The organism is Rhodanobacter humi, from assembly GCF_041107455.1.
Lineage (GTDB): Bacteria > Pseudomonadota > Gammaproteobacteria > Xanthomonadales > Rhodanobacteraceae > Rhodanobacter_A.
Genome location: NZ_JBGBPY010000001.1, coordinates 2,713,022 through 2,732,082, shown reverse-complemented (window position 1 = coordinate 2,732,082; position 19,061 = coordinate 2,713,022). Strand labels below are relative to the sequence as shown.

Annotated in this window: 16 protein-coding genes; 4 read left to right on the top strand and 12 right to left on the bottom strand. The window is 69.3% G+C overall.

Annotation, left to right across the window (positions count from 1 at the left end):
* The first annotated feature begins 190 nt into the window (after positions 1–190).
* The 4 genes from AB7878_RS11985 (at position 191) to AB7878_RS11970 (ending at position 5,456) form a co-directional block, all read left to right on the top strand.
* On the top strand, positions 191–1,426 hold the full coding sequence (locus AB7878_RS11985; RefSeq protein WP_369494588.1) for a substrate-binding domain-containing protein: 1,236 nt from the start codon (positions 191–193) through the stop codon (positions 1,424–1,426).
* Positions 1,427–1,430: 4 nt separating this feature from the next.
* Positions 1,431–2,129, top strand: coding sequence for an HAD family hydrolase (locus tag AB7878_RS11980; protein ID WP_369494587.1), 699 nt, complete (start codon positions 1,431–1,433; stop codon positions 2,127–2,129).
* Between the two features lie 73 nt (positions 2,130–2,202).
* A complete protein-coding gene (locus tag AB7878_RS11975) occupies positions 2,203–3,585 on the top strand; it encodes a leucyl aminopeptidase family protein (RefSeq protein ID WP_369494586.1) in 1,383 nt (460 codons plus the stop codon).
* A 131-nt stretch (positions 3,586–3,716) separates the two neighbouring features.
* Positions 3,717–5,456, top strand: a complete 1,740-nt coding sequence (locus AB7878_RS11970; protein ID WP_369494585.1) for a M1 family metallopeptidase — start codon at positions 3,717–3,719, stop codon at positions 5,454–5,456.
* A gap of 6 nt (positions 5,457–5,462) precedes the next feature.
* Here the strand turns inward: AB7878_RS11970 and AB7878_RS11965 are convergent, their stop codons facing one another.
* From AB7878_RS11965 to mreC, 12 genes are all read right to left on the bottom strand, one after another.
* Entirely contained in the window at positions 5,463–6,071 is a 609-nt protein-coding gene (locus tag AB7878_RS11965) for a DUF4126 domain-containing protein (protein WP_369494584.1), read from the bottom strand.
* A 289-nt stretch (positions 6,072–6,360) separates the two neighbouring features.
* Positions 6,361–8,610 (bottom strand): carboxy terminal-processing peptidase, encoded by a 2,250-nt coding sequence (locus AB7878_RS11960; RefSeq protein ID WP_369494583.1) that lies wholly within the window; start codon positions 8,608–8,610, stop codon positions 6,361–6,363.
* Positions 8,611–8,631: 21 nt separating this feature from the next.
* Complete coding sequence (gene lipA, locus AB7878_RS11955) at positions 8,632–9,633, bottom strand: lipoyl synthase (RefSeq protein ID WP_369494582.1); 1,002 nt, start codon at positions 9,631–9,633, stop codon at positions 8,632–8,634.
* Between the two features lie 279 nt (positions 9,634–9,912).
* A complete protein-coding gene (lipB, locus tag AB7878_RS11950) occupies positions 9,913–10,581 on the bottom strand; it encodes a lipoyl(octanoyl) transferase LipB (protein WP_369494581.1) in 669 nt (222 codons plus the stop codon).
* Positions 10,582–10,705: 124 nt separating this feature from the next.
* Positions 10,706–10,996, bottom strand: a complete 291-nt coding sequence (locus AB7878_RS11945; RefSeq protein WP_077482193.1) for a DUF493 family protein — start codon at positions 10,994–10,996, stop codon at positions 10,706–10,708.
* Positions 10,996–12,261 carry a D-alanyl-D-alanine carboxypeptidase family protein gene (locus AB7878_RS11940; RefSeq protein WP_369494580.1) on the bottom strand — a complete coding sequence of 422 codons (1,266 nt, stop codon included), beginning with the start codon at positions 12,259–12,261 and terminating at the stop codon, positions 10,996–10,998. Before AB7878_RS11940 ends, AB7878_RS11945 begins: the two co-directional genes overlap by 1 nt.
* Before the next feature lie 69 nt (positions 12,262–12,330).
* Entirely contained in the window at positions 12,331–13,239 is a 909-nt protein-coding gene (locus AB7878_RS11935; RefSeq protein ID WP_369494579.1) for a septal ring lytic transglycosylase RlpA family protein, read from the bottom strand.
* On the bottom strand, positions 13,236–14,261 hold the full coding sequence (gene mltB / locus AB7878_RS11930; RefSeq protein WP_369494578.1) for a lytic murein transglycosylase B: 1,026 nt from the start codon (positions 14,259–14,261) through the stop codon (positions 13,236–13,238). Before mltB ends, AB7878_RS11935 begins: the two co-directional genes overlap by 4 nt.
* Positions 14,262–14,446: 185 nt before the next feature.
* A complete protein-coding gene (gene rodA / locus AB7878_RS11925) occupies positions 14,447–15,562 on the bottom strand; it encodes a rod shape-determining protein RodA (protein WP_369494577.1) in 1,116 nt (371 codons plus the stop codon).
* Positions 15,559–17,526: a penicillin-binding protein 2 gene (mrdA, locus tag AB7878_RS11920; RefSeq protein ID WP_369494576.1), complete on the bottom strand. Its 1,968-nt coding sequence runs from the start codon at positions 17,524–17,526 to the stop codon at positions 15,559–15,561. The genes rodA and mrdA overlap by 4 nt, the downstream gene beginning before the upstream one ends.
* 31 nt (positions 17,527–17,557) lie before the next feature.
* Positions 17,558–18,043: a rod shape-determining protein MreD gene (mreD, locus tag AB7878_RS11915; RefSeq protein WP_369494575.1), complete on the bottom strand. Its 486-nt coding sequence runs from the start codon at positions 18,041–18,043 to the stop codon at positions 17,558–17,560.
* Complete coding sequence (gene mreC, locus AB7878_RS11910) at positions 18,040–19,059, bottom strand: rod shape-determining protein MreC (protein ID WP_369494574.1); 1,020 nt, start codon at positions 19,057–19,059, stop codon at positions 18,040–18,042. Before mreC ends, mreD begins: the two co-directional genes overlap by 4 nt.
* Positions 19,060–19,061: the final 2 nt, after the last annotated feature.

The following is a 19,061-nucleotide window of genomic DNA, read 5'->3' as shown; positions in this document are numbered from 1 at the left end:
TGGGGCTTGCATGACGGAACGCACCCGTACAGGCGTGCCTGCGTCGCACAAGCGCATGAACGCGCTTGATGTTTTCTGTTCAGGCCGATGAAATATCCTGCGAGCATCCAGCTCGTGCGCCGGCCGGGATCACGCGCCGCCACCTTGCACCACTTTCCGTCACCCATTCCTGTCGGGGTTCTCCGTCATCATGTCCGTTCGTGCTGTCCGCCTGTTGTCCGCCCTCCTGCTCGGCGCCTGCCTCGTCGCACCCGCCGCCGCCAAGACCACCCACCGCCCGGTCCACAAGACCACCAGCAGCAAGAGCAGCAAGGGACCCACCCTGGTCTGGCGCGGCGACGTGACCACCGCGCACGGCGTGGTCACCGAGATGGCCAAGCTGTGGGAGAAAGAAGGCCACGGCCGCGTCGAGCTGCAGCCGTTCAACACCGCCTCGGGCCTCGATGCGGTGGCCGGCGGCACGGCCGACATCGCCGGCAGCGCACGCCCCAGCGACGGCAGCCCCGAGGACAGCCGGCTCATCTTCACCCCGGTGGCCTGGGACGGCCTGGTGATGATCACCAACCCGGCGAACCCCGTGCGCAGCCTCAGCCTGCGCCAGCTGCACGAGATCTACTTCGGCAAGATCACCAACTGGAGCCAGGTGGGCGGCCGCGACGCGCCGATCGACCTGTACGCGGTGATCAGCCCGAACGACGGCGTGGAATACAGCCTGCGCAGCCTGCTGTACGGCCGCGGCGACCAGCAGATTTCCGCGCCGCGCCTGTATCTCAACACCAAGGCGCTGCAGGAAGGCATCGCGCTGAACCCGAACGGCCTGGGCCTGTCCACGCTGAGCAATGTGGTCGGCAATCCGAAGCTGCGCACGATCCCGATCAACGGCGTGGCGCCCACCGTGGCGAACATCGCCGACGGCAGCTATCCGCTGTACATCCCGCTGTACCTGGTGACCAACCCGCACAGCCCGAAGACGGCCCAGACCCAGGCCTTCCTCGACTTCCTGCAGACCGACAAGGCGAAGGCCGTGCTGCGCGACCACGATGTGCTGCCGTACCAGGATGGCATCGGGCTGGTGTCGATGGACCAGGCGCGCCGCAACAAGGTCTATGCCGAATCGACCGCTTCCTCGGCCAAGCCGCCGCTGGCCGCGCCGGGCGCCAGCTACGCCGCGGCCGCCGCGATCGCGCCGACCTCGGAGCGCACGCTGGCCGCCCGCAGCGCGCTGGAACAGCGCCATGCCGAAACCGTGGCCGCCAAGGCAACGACCACCAGCGGCGCCGGCAAGACCTACACCGTGGTCAAGGGCGACACCTTGTCCGGCATCGCGCAGAAGAAGGGCGTCAACGTGGCCGAGCTGCGCAGCTGGAACCACCTGAAGAACGACAACATCAGGCTGGGCCAGGTGCTGCAGCTCAGCAGCGACTGACGCCTTGCCGATCCGCGCCATCACGCTCGACCTGGACGACACCTTGTGGCCGGTGCTGCCGGCCTTGGAGCAGGCGGACCGCGCGGTGGACGACTACCTGCGCGCGCACTGGCCCGAGGTGGCTCGCGCCTGGCCGATCCCGGCCATGCGCGAGCTGCGTGCGCAGGTGGCGGCGGAACGCCCCGACCTCGCCCACGACTTCACCACCCAGCGCCGGCTCACCCAGCAGCAGGCGTTCGCCGCCTGCGGCATCGCCGACGCGCCGCTGGACACGCTGTGGGAGATCTACTTCGCCGCGCGCAACACGGTGGAGCCCTGGCCCGACAGCCTGCCCGCACTCGAACGCCTCGCTGCGCGCTGGCCGCTGGCCAGCCTCACCAACGGCAACGCCGACCTCGCACGCACCGGCGTGCAGGCCCACTTCGCCCACCATGTGGCCTCGCGCGACGTGGGTGCGGCCAAGCCCGACCCGCGCATCTTCCTCGCCGCCGTCGCGCAGTTCGGCGTGGCGCCGGACGAAGTGCTGCACGCGGGCGATGACCCCGAGCTGGACGTGATCGGCGCGCGCCGCGCCGGCCTGCGCGTGGCGTGGATCAATCGCCAAGGCGAAGTCTGGCCCGCCACGCTGGGCGAAGCGCCGGAGCTCAGCTTCAACGACCTGGCCGAACTCGCCGACTGGCTGGAACTCCACGCCATGGCGTGACCCCGTTGGCGCATCGGCGCATCATTGGCGTTTGCGCGCCCCGCGCGACACGTCTGCACGCCGAAGGAAAGCCATGTCCGCCCTGCTCGACCGTTCGTCCGCCCCCCGCCACCTCGTCGCGATCGAGGCCGTCGACGCCCGCCGCCTGCCCGCCGCGCGCAAGCGGCTGGATGCCGCGCAGCGCCGCTGGCTGGACACGAACGGTTTCGACGCCCGGCCCGGCAGCGCGATCCTGCTCGCCGATGCGCACGGCAAGCCCGCCCGCGTGCTGGTGGGCGTGGACGCGGCCGATCCGCTGGCCGCGCTCGCCGCATTGCCGATGACGCTGCCCGAAGGCGCCTACCAGCTCGCCGCCGAGGGCGTGGCGCTCGATCCCGAGCAGGCTGCGCTGGGCTGGGCCTTGGGCGCCTACCAGTTCACCCGCTACCGCAAGGCGAAGCGCGCGCCGGCCACGCTGGCGCTGGACGCCGCCACGCTCGCCACCGTGCAGCCGCTGGTCGAGGCCACCACGCTGGTGCGCGACCTGGTCAACACGCCCACCGAGGACATGGGCCCCGAACAGCTGGGCGAGGCGATCCGGCACCTCGGCAAGCAGCACAAGGCGAAGGTGCGCGACTGGGTCGGCAAGGAACTGCTGAAGGCGAACTTCCCCACCATCCACGCGGTGGGCCGCGCCAGCCATCGCGAGCCGCGGCTGGTCGAACTCAGCTGGGGCAAGGCCGAGCATCCGCAGCTGGTGATCGTGGGCAAGGGCGTGTGCTTCGACACCGGCGGCCTCGACCTCAAGGCATCCGACGGCATGCGCTGGATGAAGAAGGACATGGGCGGCGCCGCGCACGCGATCGCGCTGGCGGGCCTGGTGATGCAGGCCAAGCTGCCGGTGCGGCTCACCCTGCTGGTGCCCGCGGTGGAGAACGCGGTGAGCGGCAACGCGCTGCGCCCCGGCGAAGTCGTGGTCACGCGTGCCGGCCATTCGGTCGAGATCGACAACACCGACGCCGAGGGCCGGCTGGTGCTGTGCGACGCCTTGGCTTACGGCGCGGAACAGCAGCCCGAATTGATGATCGACTTCGCCACGCTCACCGGCGCCGCCCGCGTGGCGCTGGGCCCCGACCTGCCCGCGCTGTTCGGCAACGACGACGCGCTGGCCGAGGCCGCGCTGGCCGCCGGCCGCGCGATGAACGACCCGCTGTGGCGGCTGCCGCTGTGGCGCCCCTACCGCAAGATGCTGGACTCCTACCTCGCCGACTTCGCCAACGCCGGCCCCTCGCGCCACGCCGGCGCGATCACCGCCGCGCTGTACCTGGAACGCTTCGTGCCCGACGGCCTGCCCTGGTTGCACCTGGACACCTACGCCTGGAACGACGCCGACCGCCCCGGCCGACCGCGCGGCGGCGAAGCAATGGGCCTGCGCGCGGTCTTCGCGATGCTCGAAAAGCGCTACCGCAAGAGCTGATCTCCAAGCCCCTCTCCTTCCGGGAGAGGGGTACACCTGCGCGCGTCATGCAGGCACATGACTTTTGGCGATGTCGCAGCACCATCCGAAGTGGCATGGTGCGAAGTCGATTCCCCGCAGAGAAATCGCCCATGCGCCCCACCCTGCTCGCGCTCGGCCTCGCCATCGGTCTCGGCCTCGCCGGCCCGACCCTGGCCCAGGCCGCCACGCCCAGCCAGTCGCCGCTCACCGCGCTGACCAAGGACTCCGGCACGCCGATGCCGGCCGAGCAGAAGCGCGTGCACTTCGACCACGCCGAACTGCACATCACGGTGAAGCCCGCCACGCAGAGCATCGAGGCCAGCGCCACGCTCACGTTCAGCGCACTGGCGTCCACCGACGTGCTGCTGGTGGACCTGGACCGCAACCTGCCGGTGAGCGCGATCAGCGTCGATGGCAAGGCGCTTGCCAAAAGTGCGTGGAGCAACCCGGAAGGTCGCCTGCGCATCCCGTTGCCGCACGCCATCAGCAAGGGCAACAAGGTCGTCGCCACCATCGCCTACGGCGGCAAGCCGCACGTGGCGAAGAACGCGCCGTGGGACGGCGGTTTCGTGTGGAGCCACACCAAGGACGGCCAGCCCTGGGTGGGCAGCGCGGTGGAAGGCGAAGGCTGCGACCTGTTCTGGCCGTGCATCGACCAGCCCGACGGCAAGCCGGATCTGGTCGACCTCTACGTCACCGTGCCCAAGCCGCTGGTGGCGCCCGGCAACGGCGTGCTGGTCGGCGTGACCGAGCAGGGCGACACGCGCACGTACCACTGGCGCGCCAAGCACCCCACTACCTACGCCATCTCGATCAACGTGGGGCCGTACCAGGAGCTGAAGGGCGAGTACCACAGCCGCTTTGGCAACACGATCCCGCTCCACTACTGGTACCTGCCCGGCGAGGAGGCGCAGGCGAAAGCGCTGTTCGCCGAGTTCCCGCAGCTGCTGGATTTCTTCGAGGCGAAGATCGGCCCCTACCCCTGGGGCGACGAGAAGATGGGCGTGGTGGAAACTCCGTACAAGGGCATGGAACACCAGACCATCAATGCCTACGGCAACCACTACGCGAAGGACGGCAGCGGTTTCGACTGGCTGCTGCAGCACGAGTTCGCGCACGAGTGGTTCGGCAACCAGATGACCAACGCGAACTGGGACGACATGTGGCTGCACGAGGGTTTCGCCACCCTGATGCAGCCGCTGTACGCGCGCTGGCTCGACGGCGACGCCGACTACTACGCCTGGCTGCACCGGCTGCGCCTGATGATAGCGAACAGGCACCCGGTGGTGTCCGGCCAGCCGCGCACCGAGGAGGCGGTCTACGACGAATCGCGCGGCGGCCCCGGCCAGGACATCTACAACAAGGGCGCGCTGATGCTGCAGACGCTGCATCACCTGATCGGCGACCAGGCGTTCTACGCATCCATCCGCGAACTGGTCTACGGCCGCCCCGACCCGAAGCCCGGCAACTTCACGCCGCAATACCGCACCAGCGCCGACTACATGCGCATCGTGGACCGGGTGACCGGCAAGGACTACGACTGGTTCTTCAAGGTCTACCTCTACCAGGCCGCGCTGCCCAAACTCGACGTGCAGCGCCACGGCGACACCCTGGGTCTGCGCTGGCAGGTGCCGCAGAACCTGCCGTTCCCGATGCCGGTGGAGGTGCAGGTGGACGGCACCGTGCACACCGTGTCGATGGAAGGTGGCCACGGCAGCCTCGCCGTGCCGGCCGGCGCGCTGGTGACGATCGACCCGCACTCGGTGCTGCTGCGCGACGAACCGCGCATCACCGCATTCCAGCAGTGGATGAAGCAGCAGCGCGCACAGCGCAAGGCGGCGAAGCCGTAAGCCCCGTCAACCTGCGCCGGAGAGGAAACCGCCGATCCGGCGCAGCCGCTGCCGCAGCGCGCGCAGGCCGCGCACCAGCTTCGGCAACAGCCAGCACAACAGCAGCACGAACAGCGCCAGCAGCACCAGCATGGCCAGCGGGTGGTGCCACATCAGGTAGAGGCCACCCACCCAGGTGAGATCCTCGCCCACGCTGGCGGTCCAGTTGCTCACGGGTTCGGGCGAGGTGTTGATCAGCGCGCGACCGCCGCTCTTCGCCAGATGCGTACCCGCGGTGAGCGCACCGCCGAGCAGCGCCGCCGCCACCTGCGTGCCCGCGCCCGACTCCCGGAACACGCCCCACGCCAGCAGCATGCCCACCGGGATGCGGACGAAGGTGTGCAGCGCGTCCCACACGCTGTCGAACGCGGGAATCTTGTCGGCGAGGAACTCGCCCAACGCCAGCACGCCGGACACCACCAGCACCCAGGTGTCCGTGAGCATCGCCAACCCGGGCGGCAGGTGCACCCAGCCCAGCCGTCCCAGCAGGCCGGCCACGAACACCGTGGCGTACAGGCGGAAACCGCTGGCCCAGGCCAGGCCACCGGCCAGCGCGACGTTCGACAGCGGATCCATGGCAATGCTCCCGGCAACCGGCGAAACCGCGAATGGCCACACGCTCGCGCGCCGCCGTCGCGACGTCAAGCCTCGACTCTCGCAAGAGGGAACCTCGAATAACCTCTCAACTTGCGTCATTCCGGCGAGGCGCTTTTCAACAGCCGAAGGGCTGGTCAAGCCGGGATGACGAGCAAAAAACGGTTGTTCGAGGTCCCCGAGAGCACGCAAAGCCGTTCCGAACCGCCGTGCCATGAAAACGACCAGGGGCGCCGAAGCGCCCCTGGTCGTCAGTATCGCGCGCGATCGCTCAGTGCGTCGCGGCGGTGGAGGCCGCGGCGGCGGGCTTGTCGGCGCCGGCCAGCACGGTGGCGAGGTAGTTGCTGCCGGGCGGCAGGATGACGGCGCCCAGCTTGGGATCGGTCTTCAGCAGGCCGACTTCGTCGGCCACGATGTGCGCAGCCTCGCGCAGCTGGGCGTCGGGCGCCTGCTTGGCGTCCTTCTCCTGCTGCAGTTCGCTCTTCAGGCTGCGCTCGCCGGGGTCGAGGCCGTCGTCGAGCGCGCTGTCCTGGTCCTTGAGGTAGGCGTCGCTGCCGTCGATGGTCTTCTGCCGCGCGCGGAAGCTGGCCTGGGTCGCGTCCAGCTGCTTGCGCTCCGCCTCGCGCTTGGCGAAGTTCAGCGACACCGTGGTGCGGGCGCGCATCGTCTTGTACTGCGCCAGCTCGTCCAGCATCAGCTTCCACGCGGGCGACTTCACCACGCGGGCGGCGTGCAGGCTTTCCAGCTGCGGCAGGTAGACCTTCACGTCGCCTTCGGGCTTGTAGTCGGCGGGCGCGATGTGCGTCCACGGCAGTGCGTTGTCGTAGGTGGATTCGCCGAAGTCCTTGGCGTCGCCGTTCTGCGGGAACGCGAAGTCCGGCGTCACGCCCTTGATCTGGGTGGAGCCGCCGTTGATGCGGAAGAACTCCTGCACGGTCATCTTCAGCTCGCCGTACTGCGGCTTGCCGTCGGCGTTCTGGCTGAAGCGGTCGAGGTCGATCAGGGTCTGCACGGTGCCCTTGCCGAAGGTGGGCGTGCCGATGATCAGGCCGCGACCGTAATCCTGGATCGCCGCGGAGAAGATTTCGGAGGCCGAGGCGGTGCCGCGGTTCACCAGCACCGCCAGCGGGCCGTTCCACACCGGATCGGCATTGTCCGCACCCTGCACGTCGACCTGGCCACGCGCGTCGCGCACCTGCACCACCGGGCCCTTGCCGGTGAACAGGCCGGTCATCGAGTCGGCCTCGGCCAGCGAGCCGCCGCCGTTGTTGCGCAGGTCCACGATCACGCCCTGCACGCCGGCCGCCTTCAGCTCGACCAGCAGCTTGGCCACGTCGCGGGTGGCGCTGCGGTAATCCTTGTCGCCTTCGCTGCGTGCGCCGAAGTCGGAGTAGAAGCTCGGCAGGTCGATCACGCCGATCTTGCGCACGACGTCGCCGTCCTTGACGTCGATGATCTTCTTCTTCGCCGCGCTTTCCTCGATGTTGACCTTCTTGCGCACCAGGCTGATCAGCTCGTGCTTGCCGTCCGGACCGGCGTCGGCGGGCAGGATCTCCAGCCGCACGGTGGTGTCCTTCTTGCCGCGGATCAGGTTGACCACGTCGTCGAGGCGCCAGCCGATCACGTCGGTGACCGGGCCGCTGTCGCCCTGGCCCACGCCGACGATACGGTCGCCGGGCTTGAGCTTGCCGGACTTCTCCGCCGGACCGCCCGGCACCAGCGAGAAGATCATGGTGTAGTCGTCGCGCGCCTGCAGCTGGGCGCCGATGCCCTCCAGCGAGAGCCTCATCTGGATCGCGAAGTTCTCCGCCTGGCGCGGGCTGAGGTAGTCGGTATGCGGGTCGGTGGTCTCGGCATACGCGGTCATGAAGGTCTGGAACGCGTCCTCGCCGTCCAGCTGCTTCAGCCGCTCGATGTAGTTGGTGTAGCGCTTGGTCAGCGTCTTGCGGATCTCGTCGTCGCTCTTGCCCGCGAGCTTGAGCCGCAGCCAGTCGTTCATGGTGCGCTTGCGCCACAGCTCGTTCAGCGCCGCGTCGTCCTTCGCCCAGCTGGCGTTCTTGCGGTCGTAGTCGTAGCTCTCGTCGCCGTCGAAGCTGAAGCCGTCCTTGAGCAGGCTGCGCGCGTAGGTCATGCGCTGCACCGCGCGTTCCAGGAACTTGTTGTAGATGTCGAACGGCGCGCTGAGGTCCTGGTTCCAGATCGCGTCGTCCAGCTTGGTCTTCAGCGGCGCGAACTGGTCCATGTCCTGCTGGGTGAAGAACACCTTGTCGCTGTCGAGCAGCTTGAAGTAGTCCTTGTAGATCTTCGCCGACATCGCGTCGTCGAGCGGCTGCGCGTCGTAATGGAAGCGGGTGAGGAAGCGCGCCGACAGCTGCGCCGCCTGCGCCTGGGTGGCGGTGGGCTTGAGCGGCCACACGGCCGCCTTGCGGTTGCCGCCGGCGCCGAGGTCGGCGGCCGACTGCGCGTAGGTGCAGGTGACGGTCAAGGCCAGCAGCAGGGCCAACGCGGGACGGAAGGTCATGGGGATGGCGACTCTCGGGAGTTAGGCGACGCCGGCCGCGTGGGCCTGCAGGTCGGCGTGGTAGGAGGAACGCACCAGCGGGCCGGAGGCGACGTGATGGAAACCCATCGCCTCGCCCTCCCTGCGCAGGTCGTCGAATTCTTCGGGCGTCCAGTAGCGCACCACCGGGTGATGGTGCGGCGTGGGCTGCAGGTACTGGCCGATGGTGATCATCTCGACGTCGTGCGCGCGCAGGTCGCGCATCGTCTCGACCACCTGCTCGCGCGTCTCGCCCAGGCCCAGCATGATGCCGGACTTGGTCGGCACGTCGGGATGCTGCGCCTTGAAGCGCTTGAGCAGGTCCAGCGACCACTGGTAGTCGGCGCCCGGGCGCACTTCGCGGTAGAGGTGCGGCACGGTTTCCAGGTTGTGGTTGAACACGTCCGGCGGGAATTCCTTCAGCACTTCCAGCGCGCGCTCCATGCGGCCCTTGCCGCGGAAGTCCGGCGTGAGTATCTCGATGCGGATGGCCGGGCTGGCGTGACGCGTGGCGCGGATGCAGGCGGCGAAGTGCTCGGCGCCGCCGTCGCGCAGGTCGTCGCGGTCCACCGAGGTGATCACCACGTACTTCAGGCGCATGTCGCGGATGGTCTCGGCGAGGCGCGCTGGCTCCAGCGGATCGGGCGGCTGCGGGCGGCCATGCGCCACGTCGCAGAACGAGCAGCGGCGCGTGCATACCTCGCCCAGAATCATGAAGGTGGCGGTGCCCTTGCTGAAGCACTCGTGGATGTTCGGGCAGCTGGCCTCCTCGCACACCGTCACCAGCGCGTTCTCGCGCAGGCGCGCCTTCAGCTGCTGCACGGCATTGCCCTGCGGCAGGCGCACGCGGATCCACGACGGCTTGCGCAACACCGGCACCGCGGTGTCGAAGCCGGCGCGGTTCAGCGCGATCTTGTCGTTGCCCAGCTGCTTGTCGACCGCGGGCGTGCCCGCGACGACGCTGATCGGGATGGTCTTGTTCGGGGAAACGGACGCTTCACTCATGCAGCAAGAGCCTGCTCATGGTCTCCAAGTGCCTCGCGCCGGGAACTGTTTGCGCGCAGGCCAAGGAAGAGGGAGGGAGTGGACGTCTGTCCACGACTGATTGATGACGCAGGCATGCGGGCAAACAGACCCGGCCCTACGGGTTGCCATCGAGTGGCCGCCAGGTGGCAGCGCGCGGCTTGACCTGCCGACCAGGCAGGCGCTGCGCCACGCACTGCCACCTGGCAGCCACTCGATGACAACGCGAGGTACTTGGAGATCATGAACAGGCTCTCGGGCTCAGACCACGACGCGGGCGGGGAGTTCGGGGATGACGGGGTCGGCGGGCGCGGCACGGAAACCGAACTGGCGGCAGAATTCCTCCACCAGCGCATCTTCCACCTCCGCCAGCCGTGACGGACCGCCCAAGTCTAGCACCTGGGTCACCGCCAAACCCTTGTAGCCGCAGGGGTTGATGCGGTGGAACGGCTCCAGGTTCATGTTCACGTTGAAGGCCAGGCCGTGGAAGCTGCAGCCGCGGCGCACGCGCAGGCCCAGCGCGGCCACCTTGGCGTCGGCGACATACACGCCCGGCGCGCCCTCGCGGCGTTCGGCGACGATGTTCCAGCGCGCCAGCGTATCGATGATGCCCTGCTCGATCCGGTTGACCAGCTCGCGCACGCCCACGCCGGCGCGGCGCAGATCGATCAGCGGGTAGCCCACGATCTGGCCGGGACCGTGGTAGGTCACCTGGCCGCCGCGATCCACCGGGATCACCGGAATGTCGCCGGGCGCCAGCACGTGTTCCATCTTGCCGGCCTGGCCCAGGGTGAACACCGGGTCGTGTTCCAGCAGCCAGAACTCGTCGACCGTGTCGGCGGTGCGGTTGTCGGTGAACGCGCTCATCGCCTGCCATGTCGTCGCGTAGGGCTGGCGGCCGAGACGACGGATCTTGAGCGGCAGGGACATGGCGAAACCTGGCAAAACAGGAAGGGAAAAGATGCGGCCGGCCGGCGGAAAGCCAAGGGCGGCGCGGCGGCCACCCTGCCGGTCACGGCCGGCTCGTCACAACTGGTTCGTCACAACCGGCTCGTCACATCGTGTACCGGATATCCGGGTCCGCGCGCAGCACCGCGTGCGCGCTGTCGTACTGCTCGCGGTCGGTGCAGCGGAAGCTCACCGTGACCGAGACGTAGTTGCCGCCACCGGAGTGGCGGTGCTTCACCGTCTCGTGCAGCACGTGCAGGCCGGCGCGCTCCAGCAGCTGCGGCACGCGGGTGGGCAGCCCGGCGCTGGCGTTGCCCACCGCGGTGATCTCGAACTCGCCGGGAAACTGGAAGCCCTTGCCTTCCCGCTTGGCCTGGCTGAAATCGATCTCGTGCATCACTTCGTGCTCGTCGCCGCGGCCGGCGCGGGCGCGTCGGCCTTCTTGCTGCCGTGGAACCACAGCAGGATCGAATCCCACAGCCGCGAGAAGAAGCCGCCCTGCGGCGCGTCGTTCAGCGCGATCAGCGGCACGCTCTGGATCGGCTGGCCGTCCAGCGTGATGCGCAGCGTGCCCACCTGCTGGCCCTTCTTGAACGGGGCGATCAGGGTGGAAGGAATGTCCATGGTGGCCTTGAGCTGGTCGTACTGGCCGGTCTTCACGGTCACCAGCACCGGCTCGGCCACGCCGATCGGCAGCTGGTTCGCCGCGCCCTTCCACAGCCGCGGGGTCACCAGCGGCTTGCCGCCGTCGTACAGCTTGTGCGTCTCGTAGAAGCGGAAGCCGTAGTTGAGCAGGGCCATCGCCGCGTCGGCGCGGCCCTTGTCCGTGCTGGCACCCATCACCACCGCGATCATGCGCTCGTCGCCGCGCTTGGCCGAGGCGGCGAGGCAGAAGCCGGCGGCGGCGGTGTGGCCGGTCTTGATGCCGTCCACACTGGGGTCGCGCCACAGCAGCGCGTTGCGGTTCTGCTGCTTGATGCCGTTCCACTCGAACTCCTTGATCTTGGAGATCGCGTAGTCCTCGGGAAAGTCGTGGATCAGTGCGCGCGACAGCACCGCGATGTCGCGCGCGGTGGAGTAGTGGTCGTCCACCGGGTAGCCGGAGGCGTTGGAGAAGTGCGTGTTGGTCATGCCCAGCTGCTTGGCGTAGGCGTTCATCAGGTTCGCGAACGCGTCCTCGGAGCCGGCCGTGTGCTCGGCCAGCGCGATCGCCGCGTCGTTGCCGGACTGGATGATCATGCCCTTCAGCAGGTCGTCCAGCTCCACCTTGCTGTTGAGCTTGAGGAAGCTGGTGGAGCCGTCGGTGCCGCCGCCACCGCTGCGCCAGGCGTGCTCGCTGATGTTGACCTGGTCGCTGTTGTGGACGCGGCCGTTGGCGATCTCGGCGGAGACCACGTAGTCGGTCATTACCTTGGTCAGCGAGGCCGGCGCGCGGCGCTCGTCGGGGTTCTTCGAGGCTAGGATCTGGCCGGTGGCGTAGTCCATCAGCACCCAGCTCTGCGCATCCACGTCCGGCGGCGGCGGCACCGGCATCGCCGGCACCACCGGGCGCGGCACCGTGGGCACGGGATGCGGCGGGGCGGGCGGCGTCTGGGCAACGGCGGCGCCGGCCACCAGCGCGGCGACGGCGAACGGGGTCAGGATGCGGCGGAGAAAGCTCATCGTGGTCTGTGGTCCGAAATAGGTTGCAACACGGCGCCGGCGGACGCCGTCAATGGATAAAAACATCGCTCAGTCTACCGCGACCTGCGGCCGTGGCAGACCCATGCCTTCGATGCGGGCGGTCACCTGGTCGGCGCGATCCACGCCATCCAGCGGCCCCACCCGCACGCGGCGAATGGTGCGGCCGTTGACCTGAACCTGCTCCACCTGTACCGGCGCGAAGTTGGCCTGGCGCAGCTGCGCGGCCACCCGCTCGGCATTCGCCGGATCGGAGAACGCGCCCACCTGCAGGTAGATGCCCGGCGATCCGGCGTCGGCTGTGACCGTGTGCGGCGCCGGCGGTTCCCCGCCCGGAGCGGACGGATCGATGCCCTGCACCTCGACCAGGCCGGTGCCCTTGGGCCAGACGCCGATGCGCACCGCGGCGGCGTAGGACAGGTCGATGATGCGGTTCTCGTGGAACGGGCCGCGGTCGTTGACGCGCACGATCACGCTCTTGCCGTTCGCCAGGTTGGTCACCCGCGCGTAGCTCGGCAGCGGCAGCACCTTGCTGGCGGCGGTGAACTTGTACATGTCGTACTCCTCGAGGCTCGAGGTCTTGTAGCCGTGGAACTTGTTGCCGTAGAACGAGGCGATGCCGCGCTCGTCGTAGCCGCGCGCGCTGGGCAGCACGCGGTAGCTCTGGCCCAGCACGGTGTACGGCGACTTGTTGCCGTACAGCGAGCGCGGCTCCGCCTTTGGCACCGGCTCGGGCAAGGTGGCGATGAAGGCTGGCGGTGCGCCGGTGGGCGAGCTGTCGGTCTTGTCGCCGTAGCGGCGGTCCTGCGGCAGGCTGGTGTCGTCGCGATGGAACCAGCCGTGGTGCGTGCTGCGCTCCGCGGTGCCCGTCGGCGCGGCAGGCCGCGTGGCATGGCGACCGCCGCAGGCGGTCAGCGCCAGGGCCGCCGCCAGCAGCGACAGGCCGCGCCACAACCTCATTGCACGCGATCCGCGCTGCGCACGCCGTCCATGATCGCCAGCGCCAGCTGGTTCACCGCCATCGCGTACATCGGGCTGCGGTTGTAGCGGGTGATCACGTAGAAGTTGTTGAAGGTGAACCAGTGCTCCGGCCCGCTCAGGCCATCAAGCATCAGCAGGCTGGTCGGCTCGCCCGGGTTCAGGTGCTGGAACGGCGCGTAGCCCCAGGCCTCCAGCTGCTCCAGCGGCCACTGCGGTTTCGCCTGCCAGTCGCCCAGCGGCTTCGCCGCGCCGTCCGGCTGCGCGCGCGCCGCCACCGGGCCGCCGTCGACCCAGCCGTGCTTCGCGAAGTAGTTCGCCACGCTGGCGAGGATGTCGGGCAGCGAGTTCTGCAGGTCGATGCGACCGTCGCCTTCGGCGTCCACCGCGTAGTCGCGGATGCTGTCGGGCATGAACTGGCCCCAGCCCTGGGCGCCGGCGTAGGAGCCGGTGAGCGTGTCCAGCGGGCCGGCGAGGTGGTTGTCCGGCAGCTCCAGCAAGGTCTTCAGCTGCTGGCGGAAATACGTCGCGCGCGGCGGGTAATAGAAGCCCAGCGTCACCAGCGCATCGAGCACCTTGTACTTGCCGGTGACCCGGCCATAGAACGTCTCCACGCCGAGGATCGCCACGATGTACTGCGGCGCCACCCCGTACTGCTTGCCGATGCGTTCCAGCAGCTCACGGTGCTCGCGGTAGAACGCCACGCCGTCGGCGATGCGCTTGTCGGTGAGGAAGATCGGCCGGTACGCGCTCCACGGCTTCGCTTCGGCCGGCCGGCTGATCGCGTCGAGGATGCCCTGCTGCATCTTCGCCTGGTCGAGCAGCGCGTTCAGCGCGGCGGGACTCTTGCCGGTGTCGCGGGCCACTTCGCTCACCAGCGCGGCCTGGCCGGGGTGGGTATCGGCCAGCGCCGGCTGCGCCAACCCCAGCGACGACACGACGATCGGCAGCAGGAGGAAAGGAAACAGGCTGCGGAAGCGGCGCGACGCGGAATGTTCTGGCATGGCTTGATCGACATCGATGACGGCTGCACCGAAGCGTAACATGCGTTTCGGTGAGTAATTTTTGCGATCATCCTTGATCGCCAGGATCCATCGGGTGGCCATTCATGGTCGCACCCGGGTTTCATTGCGATCATCCCTGATCGCGAAGATCAAACGGGCGGCCATCCATGGCCGCACTCTTCAATTCAATCGTGCCGCTTGCGGTGCGCGTGGATCGACATCAGCATGCCGAAGCCCACCAGCAGGGTCACCGCCGAGGTGCCGCCGTAGCTCACCATCGGCATCGGCACGCCCACCACCGGCAGCATGCCGGAGACCATGCCACCGTTGACGAACACGTAGACGAACAGGCTCATGCCGATCGCGCCGGCGAGCAGGCGCGAATAGGTTTCGCGCGCCTCCATCGCGATCCACAGGCAGCGGCCGATGATGAAGGCGTACAGCGCCACCATCAGGCACACGCCGACCAGGCCGAACTCCTCGGAGAACACCGCGAAAATGAAGTCGGTGGTGTGCTCGGGCAGGAAGTCCAGCTGCGCCTGCGAGCTGTGCATCCAGCCCTTGCCGAACGCGCCACCGGAACCCACCGCGATCTGCGACTGGATGATGTGCCAGCCGTTGCCCAGCGGGTCGGACTCTGGGTTGAGCAGGGTCAGCACGCGCTCGCGCTGGTACTGGTGCATGAAGTGCCAGGCCACCGGCACCATTGCGCCGGCGCCGGCCAGCAGCAGGCCGATGCGCCACCACGCCATGCCGGAGAGGAACAGCGCGAATGCGCCGGCCGCCGCCACCAGCAGCGCGGTGCCCAGGTCCGGCTGCCTGGCGATCAGCACGGCGGGAATCGCGATCAGCACGCCCACCACCGCGATGTCCTTCCAGCCCGGCGGCAGCTGGCGCGGGTGCAGGTACCAGGCCGCCATCATCGGCATGGTGAGCTTGACCAGCTCGGAAGGCTGGAAGCGCATCACGCCCAGGTTCAGCCAGCGGTCGGCGCCGCGCCCCTCGCCCAGCACCGCCACCACCACCAGCAGCAAGGTGCTGCCGGCGTACAGCCACGGCGTCCAGTTGCGCAGGGTCGACGGCGGGATGCGCGAGATCAGCAGCAGCAGCGCGAAGCCCAGCACGAAGCGCACGGCCTGCCCGCCCACCAGCGCGACGCTGCCGTCGGCGGCGCTGTACAGCGTGGCCAGCCCGACCATCGACAGCAGCAGCAGGCCCGCGGCCAGCGGCAGGTCGATCCGCGGCCGGGTCAGCACGCGGCGCAGCAGGCGTCCCATCCGCACTTGCAGTAGCTCGATCATGGCGGCGTCTCCTGCGTCGCCGCTTCGGCCGGCTGGTCCTCTCCGGCCGGCGCAGCGGGCGGGGCGCCGGCGGGCGGCAGTCCCCCCGGCGGCAGCGGCGTGTCCGGCGGCGCGTCCGGCTGGGTGGCCAGCCAGGCGTCGAGGATCTTGCGCGCGATCGGGCCCGCCGAGGAAGCGCCCCAGGCACCTTCCTCCAGCACCACCGCCACGGCGATGCGCGGATCCTCGGCCGGCGCGAACATCTCGAACCAGGCGCGGTGGCGGCTGGCGAGGTAGGCGAGGCTCTTGTTCTCGTTGTAGGCGTCGGTGCGGCGCGAGTAGCGCTCGGCGGTGCCGCTCTTGCCCGCGATGGTGTACGGGAACCCCTTGCCCAGCCCGTAGGCGGTGCCGCGCGGATCGTTCACCACCATCTGCATGCCCTGCTCCACCGCCTGCCAATTGCCCTGGCTGGTGACCAGCGAGGGACCGCTGGGCGGATTGGCCAGCGGGACCTTCGGCTGGTCCACGCCGGTCTGGGTGGCCATCACCAGTCGCGGCGCGTACGGCGTGCCGCGCCCGGCGAGGGTGGCCAGCGCATGCGCCAGCTGCAGCGGGGTCACCGCCCAGTAGCCCTGGCCGATGCCGGCGATCACTGTCTCGCCGGGGTACCAGGACTGCTTGAAGCGCCTGGCCTTCCATTCGCGCGAAGGCAGGATGCCGCTGGCTTCGCCGTCGAGGTCGATGCCGGTGGGCTTGCCGAAGCCGAACTTGCCCATCCACGCGCTGAAGCGGTCGATGCCCATGTCCAGCGCCAGCTTGTAGAAGTAGGTGTTCACCGACCACATGATCGCGGTGCGCAGGTTCACCGTGCCGAAACCGCCGCGGCGGTCGTCGCGGTAGCCGCGCGACTGGCCGGGAATGTAGAACGTGCCGGTGGAGAGCACGGTGTCCTGCGGCGTGCGCAGGCCCAGCTCCAGCCCGCCCAGTGCGACGTACGGCTTCACCGTGGAGCCCGGCGGATACACGCCGCGCAGCGCACGGTTCAGCAGCGGCTTGTCCGGCGCGCTGGTCAGCGCGTCGTAGTCGGCGTGGCTGATGCCGTCGACGAACAGGTTGGGGTCGTAGGTGGGCACGCTGACCATCGCCAGCACCTGGCCGTTGCGCGGGTCGATCGCCACCGCCGCGCCGGGGCGGCCGTCGAAGGCGACTTCCGCGGCCTTCTGGATGCGCACGTCGATGCTGAGGTAGACGTTCCGGCCGGGCGTGGCGGGATGCGTCTGCAGCACGCGCTGGGTGCGGCCGTCCGCGTTCACCTCGACCAGTTCGTAGCCCGGCGTGCCGTGCAGCACGTCCTCGTAGGAGCGCTCGATGCCGATCCGGCCCACGTGGGTGGTGCCCTTGTAGCGCGACGGGTCGAGCCGGTTGAGGTCGTCCGCGTCGATGCGCGAGACGTAGCCGATCACGTGCGCGAACAGCCCGCCGAACGGATAGCGGCGGTTGAGATAGGGCACCACGTCCACGCCGGGGAAGCGCCAGCGGTTCACCGCGAAGCGGTCGATCTCGTCCTCGGTGAGGCGCAGCTTCAGCGGCACGCTCTCGAACCGGCGGCTCTGCTTCAGCTGCTTGTGGAACGCGTCGAGGTCGTCCTGGCCGAGCGGGATCACCCGGCCCAGCTGCGCCAGCATCGCGTTCATGTCCTTGACCTGCTCGGGCACCACCTCGAGCCGGAACGCGGGCACGTTGTTCGCCAAGAGCACGCCGTTGCGGTCGTAGATCAGGCCCCGCGCCGGCGGGATCGGCAGCGGCTTGACGCGGTTGTTCTCCGAGCGCGTGGCGAACTCGTCGTAGCGCTGCACCTGCAGGAACACGTAGCGGCCGATCAGCCCGGCCAGGCCCAGCAGGATCAACACGAAACCGGCCACGGCGCGGCGGCGGAACAGCTCGCCCTCGCTGCGTGCATCCTTGATCGCGCGTCGCAGCTTCATGTCACCGGTCCATGTCTCATTGGATCGTGTCTCATTGAATCCGCAAACGCGCGCGCAGGTCGTCCAGCAGCAGGAACAGGAACGGCCACAGCGCGGCACCCACGAACGGGGCGATCCACCAGCTCGCGGGCGGCACCTGGGTGCCGGACAGCACCCGCACCACCAGCAGCAGGATGCGGTCGTTCAGCAGCAGGGCCAGCACCGCCAGGGTCTGCTGCCACATCGGGAAGAAGCGCAGCCGCGAGCGGAAGCGCAGCACGATGAACACCAGCGCGGTGAGGCGCAGCGCCTGCTCGCCCAGCAGCACGCCGTCGAACAGGTCGGCGCCCAGGCCGAGCAGGAAGGCCAGCCCCAGGCTGACGCGATCTTCCGACTCCAGCGCCCAGTACAGCAGGACCAGCGCGGGCCAGTATGGCTTGAACGGCTCCAGTACCGCCGGCAACGGCACCAGCATCATCAGCAGCGCGAACACCAGCGTGCCGATGAACCACCACAGGGACAGGCGCTGGCGGTTCATGGCGTGCTTCCGGCCGATGCGGGCGTCGTGGTGGTGGCGCGCGGCGGTGGCGAGGCCGGCTGGCCTGCCGCCGGTGTGGCGGTCGTCGGCGCGGCACCGGTGGCGGCGCCCGGCGCCGGCGCCAGCGTCGTCGGCGGGCCGGCCGGCACTGCCGGCGCGGGCGGGCCGTCGGGCTCGGCCTGGTCGTGCAGCAGCAGCACGTCGTCGCTGCGGTCGAGATCGGCCGCCGGCTGCACCTGCGCCACGCGGAACATGCCGGAGGAGCTCGGCGCCACCGCGAGCACCTTGCCCACCGGAAAGCCCGGCGGGAAGCGGCCGCCGAGACCGGACGTGAGCAGCCGGTCGCCCGGCCGCACGTCGGCGGCCAGCGGGATGTTCGGCAGCACCAGACCGCTGCCGTCGCGCGCGCCGTAGGCCACCGTGCGCAGGCCGGAACGCTCCACCACCACCGGGATCGCGTGCGCCGGATCGGTCACCAGCATCACCACCGACGTGGTCGGCAACACCTCGACCACCTGGCCCATCACGCCGTGCGCGTCGATCACCGGCTGGCCCGGCTTCACGCCGTCGCGGGCGCCGAGGTTGAGCACCAGGCGCTGCTGCCAGGCACCCAGGTCCACGCCCACCACGCGCGCCAGCTGCACGTTGATGTCCAGGCTGTGCCGGGTGTCCAGCAGTTCCTTCAGCCGATGGTTCTGCTCGGCCACGCCGGCCATGCGGTTGAGCCGCGCATTGGCCAGCAGGAGATCCTCGCGCAGGCGCTGGTTCTGCTCGGTGAGCAGCTTGCGGTCGGCGAACGCCACGCTGAGCGTGCGCATGCCGGCGCTGGGCAGGTTGGCCAGCCGGTACACCGGCTCCACCACCGCCGACGCCGCATAACGCACGCGCCACAGCCAGCCGTTGCGGTGGTCGAGCACCATCAACACCATGGCCAGGGCGAGGTAGACGATCAGCCGCAGCGTGCCCGCGGCGTTGCCGGCGAACAGCGGCGAAGACTCATCGCGCGAACGCGCCACGA

What these genes read in the sequence shown, in the direction of transcription:
- AB7878_RS11985 (WP_369494588.1), top strand. Translation starts at nt 191, where the DNA reads ATGTCCGTTCGTGCTGTCCGCCTGTTGTCCGCCCTCCTGCTCGGCGCC.
- AB7878_RS11975 (WP_369494586.1), top strand. Translation starts at nt 2,203, where the DNA reads ATGTCCGCCCTGCTCGACCGTTCGTCCGCCCCCCGCCACCTCGTCGCG.
- AB7878_RS11970 (WP_369494585.1), top strand. Translation starts at nt 3,717, where the DNA reads ATGCGCCCCACCCTGCTCGCGCTCGGCCTCGCCATCGGTCTCGGCCTC.
- AB7878_RS11965 (WP_369494584.1), bottom strand. Translation starts at nt 6,071, where the DNA reads ATGGATCCGCTGTCGAACGTCGCGCTGGCCGGTGGCCTGGCCTGGGCC.
- AB7878_RS11960 (WP_369494583.1), bottom strand. Translation starts at nt 8,610, where the DNA reads ATGACCTTCCGTCCCGCGTTGGCCCTGCTGCTGGCCTTGACCGTCACC.
- lipA (WP_369494582.1), bottom strand. Translation starts at nt 9,633, where the DNA reads ATGAGTGAAGCGTCCGTTTCCCCGAACAAGACCATCCCGATCAGCGTC.
- lipB (WP_369494581.1), bottom strand. Translation starts at nt 10,581, where the DNA reads ATGTCCCTGCCGCTCAAGATCCGTCGTCTCGGCCGCCAGCCCTACGCG.
- AB7878_RS11945 (WP_077482193.1), bottom strand. Translation starts at nt 10,996, where the DNA reads ATGCACGAGATCGATTTCAGCCAGGCCAAGCGGGAAGGCAAGGGCTTC.
- AB7878_RS11940 (WP_369494580.1), bottom strand. Translation starts at nt 12,261, where the DNA reads ATGAGCTTTCTCCGCCGCATCCTGACCCCGTTCGCCGTCGCCGCGCTG.
- AB7878_RS11935 (WP_369494579.1), bottom strand. Translation starts at nt 13,239, where the DNA reads ATGAGGTTGTGGCGCGGCCTGTCGCTGCTGGCGGCGGCCCTGGCGCTG.
- mltB (WP_369494578.1), bottom strand. Translation starts at nt 14,261, where the DNA reads ATGCCAGAACATTCCGCGTCGCGCCGCTTCCGCAGCCTGTTTCCTTTC.
- rodA (WP_369494577.1), bottom strand. Translation starts at nt 15,562, where the DNA reads ATGATCGAGCTACTGCAAGTGCGGATGGGACGCCTGCTGCGCCGCGTG.
- mrdA (WP_369494576.1), bottom strand. Translation starts at nt 17,526, where the DNA reads ATGAAGCTGCGACGCGCGATCAAGGATGCACGCAGCGAGGGCGAGCTG.
- mreD (WP_369494575.1), bottom strand. Translation starts at nt 18,043, where the DNA reads ATGAACCGCCAGCGCCTGTCCCTGTGGTGGTTCATCGGCACGCTGGTG.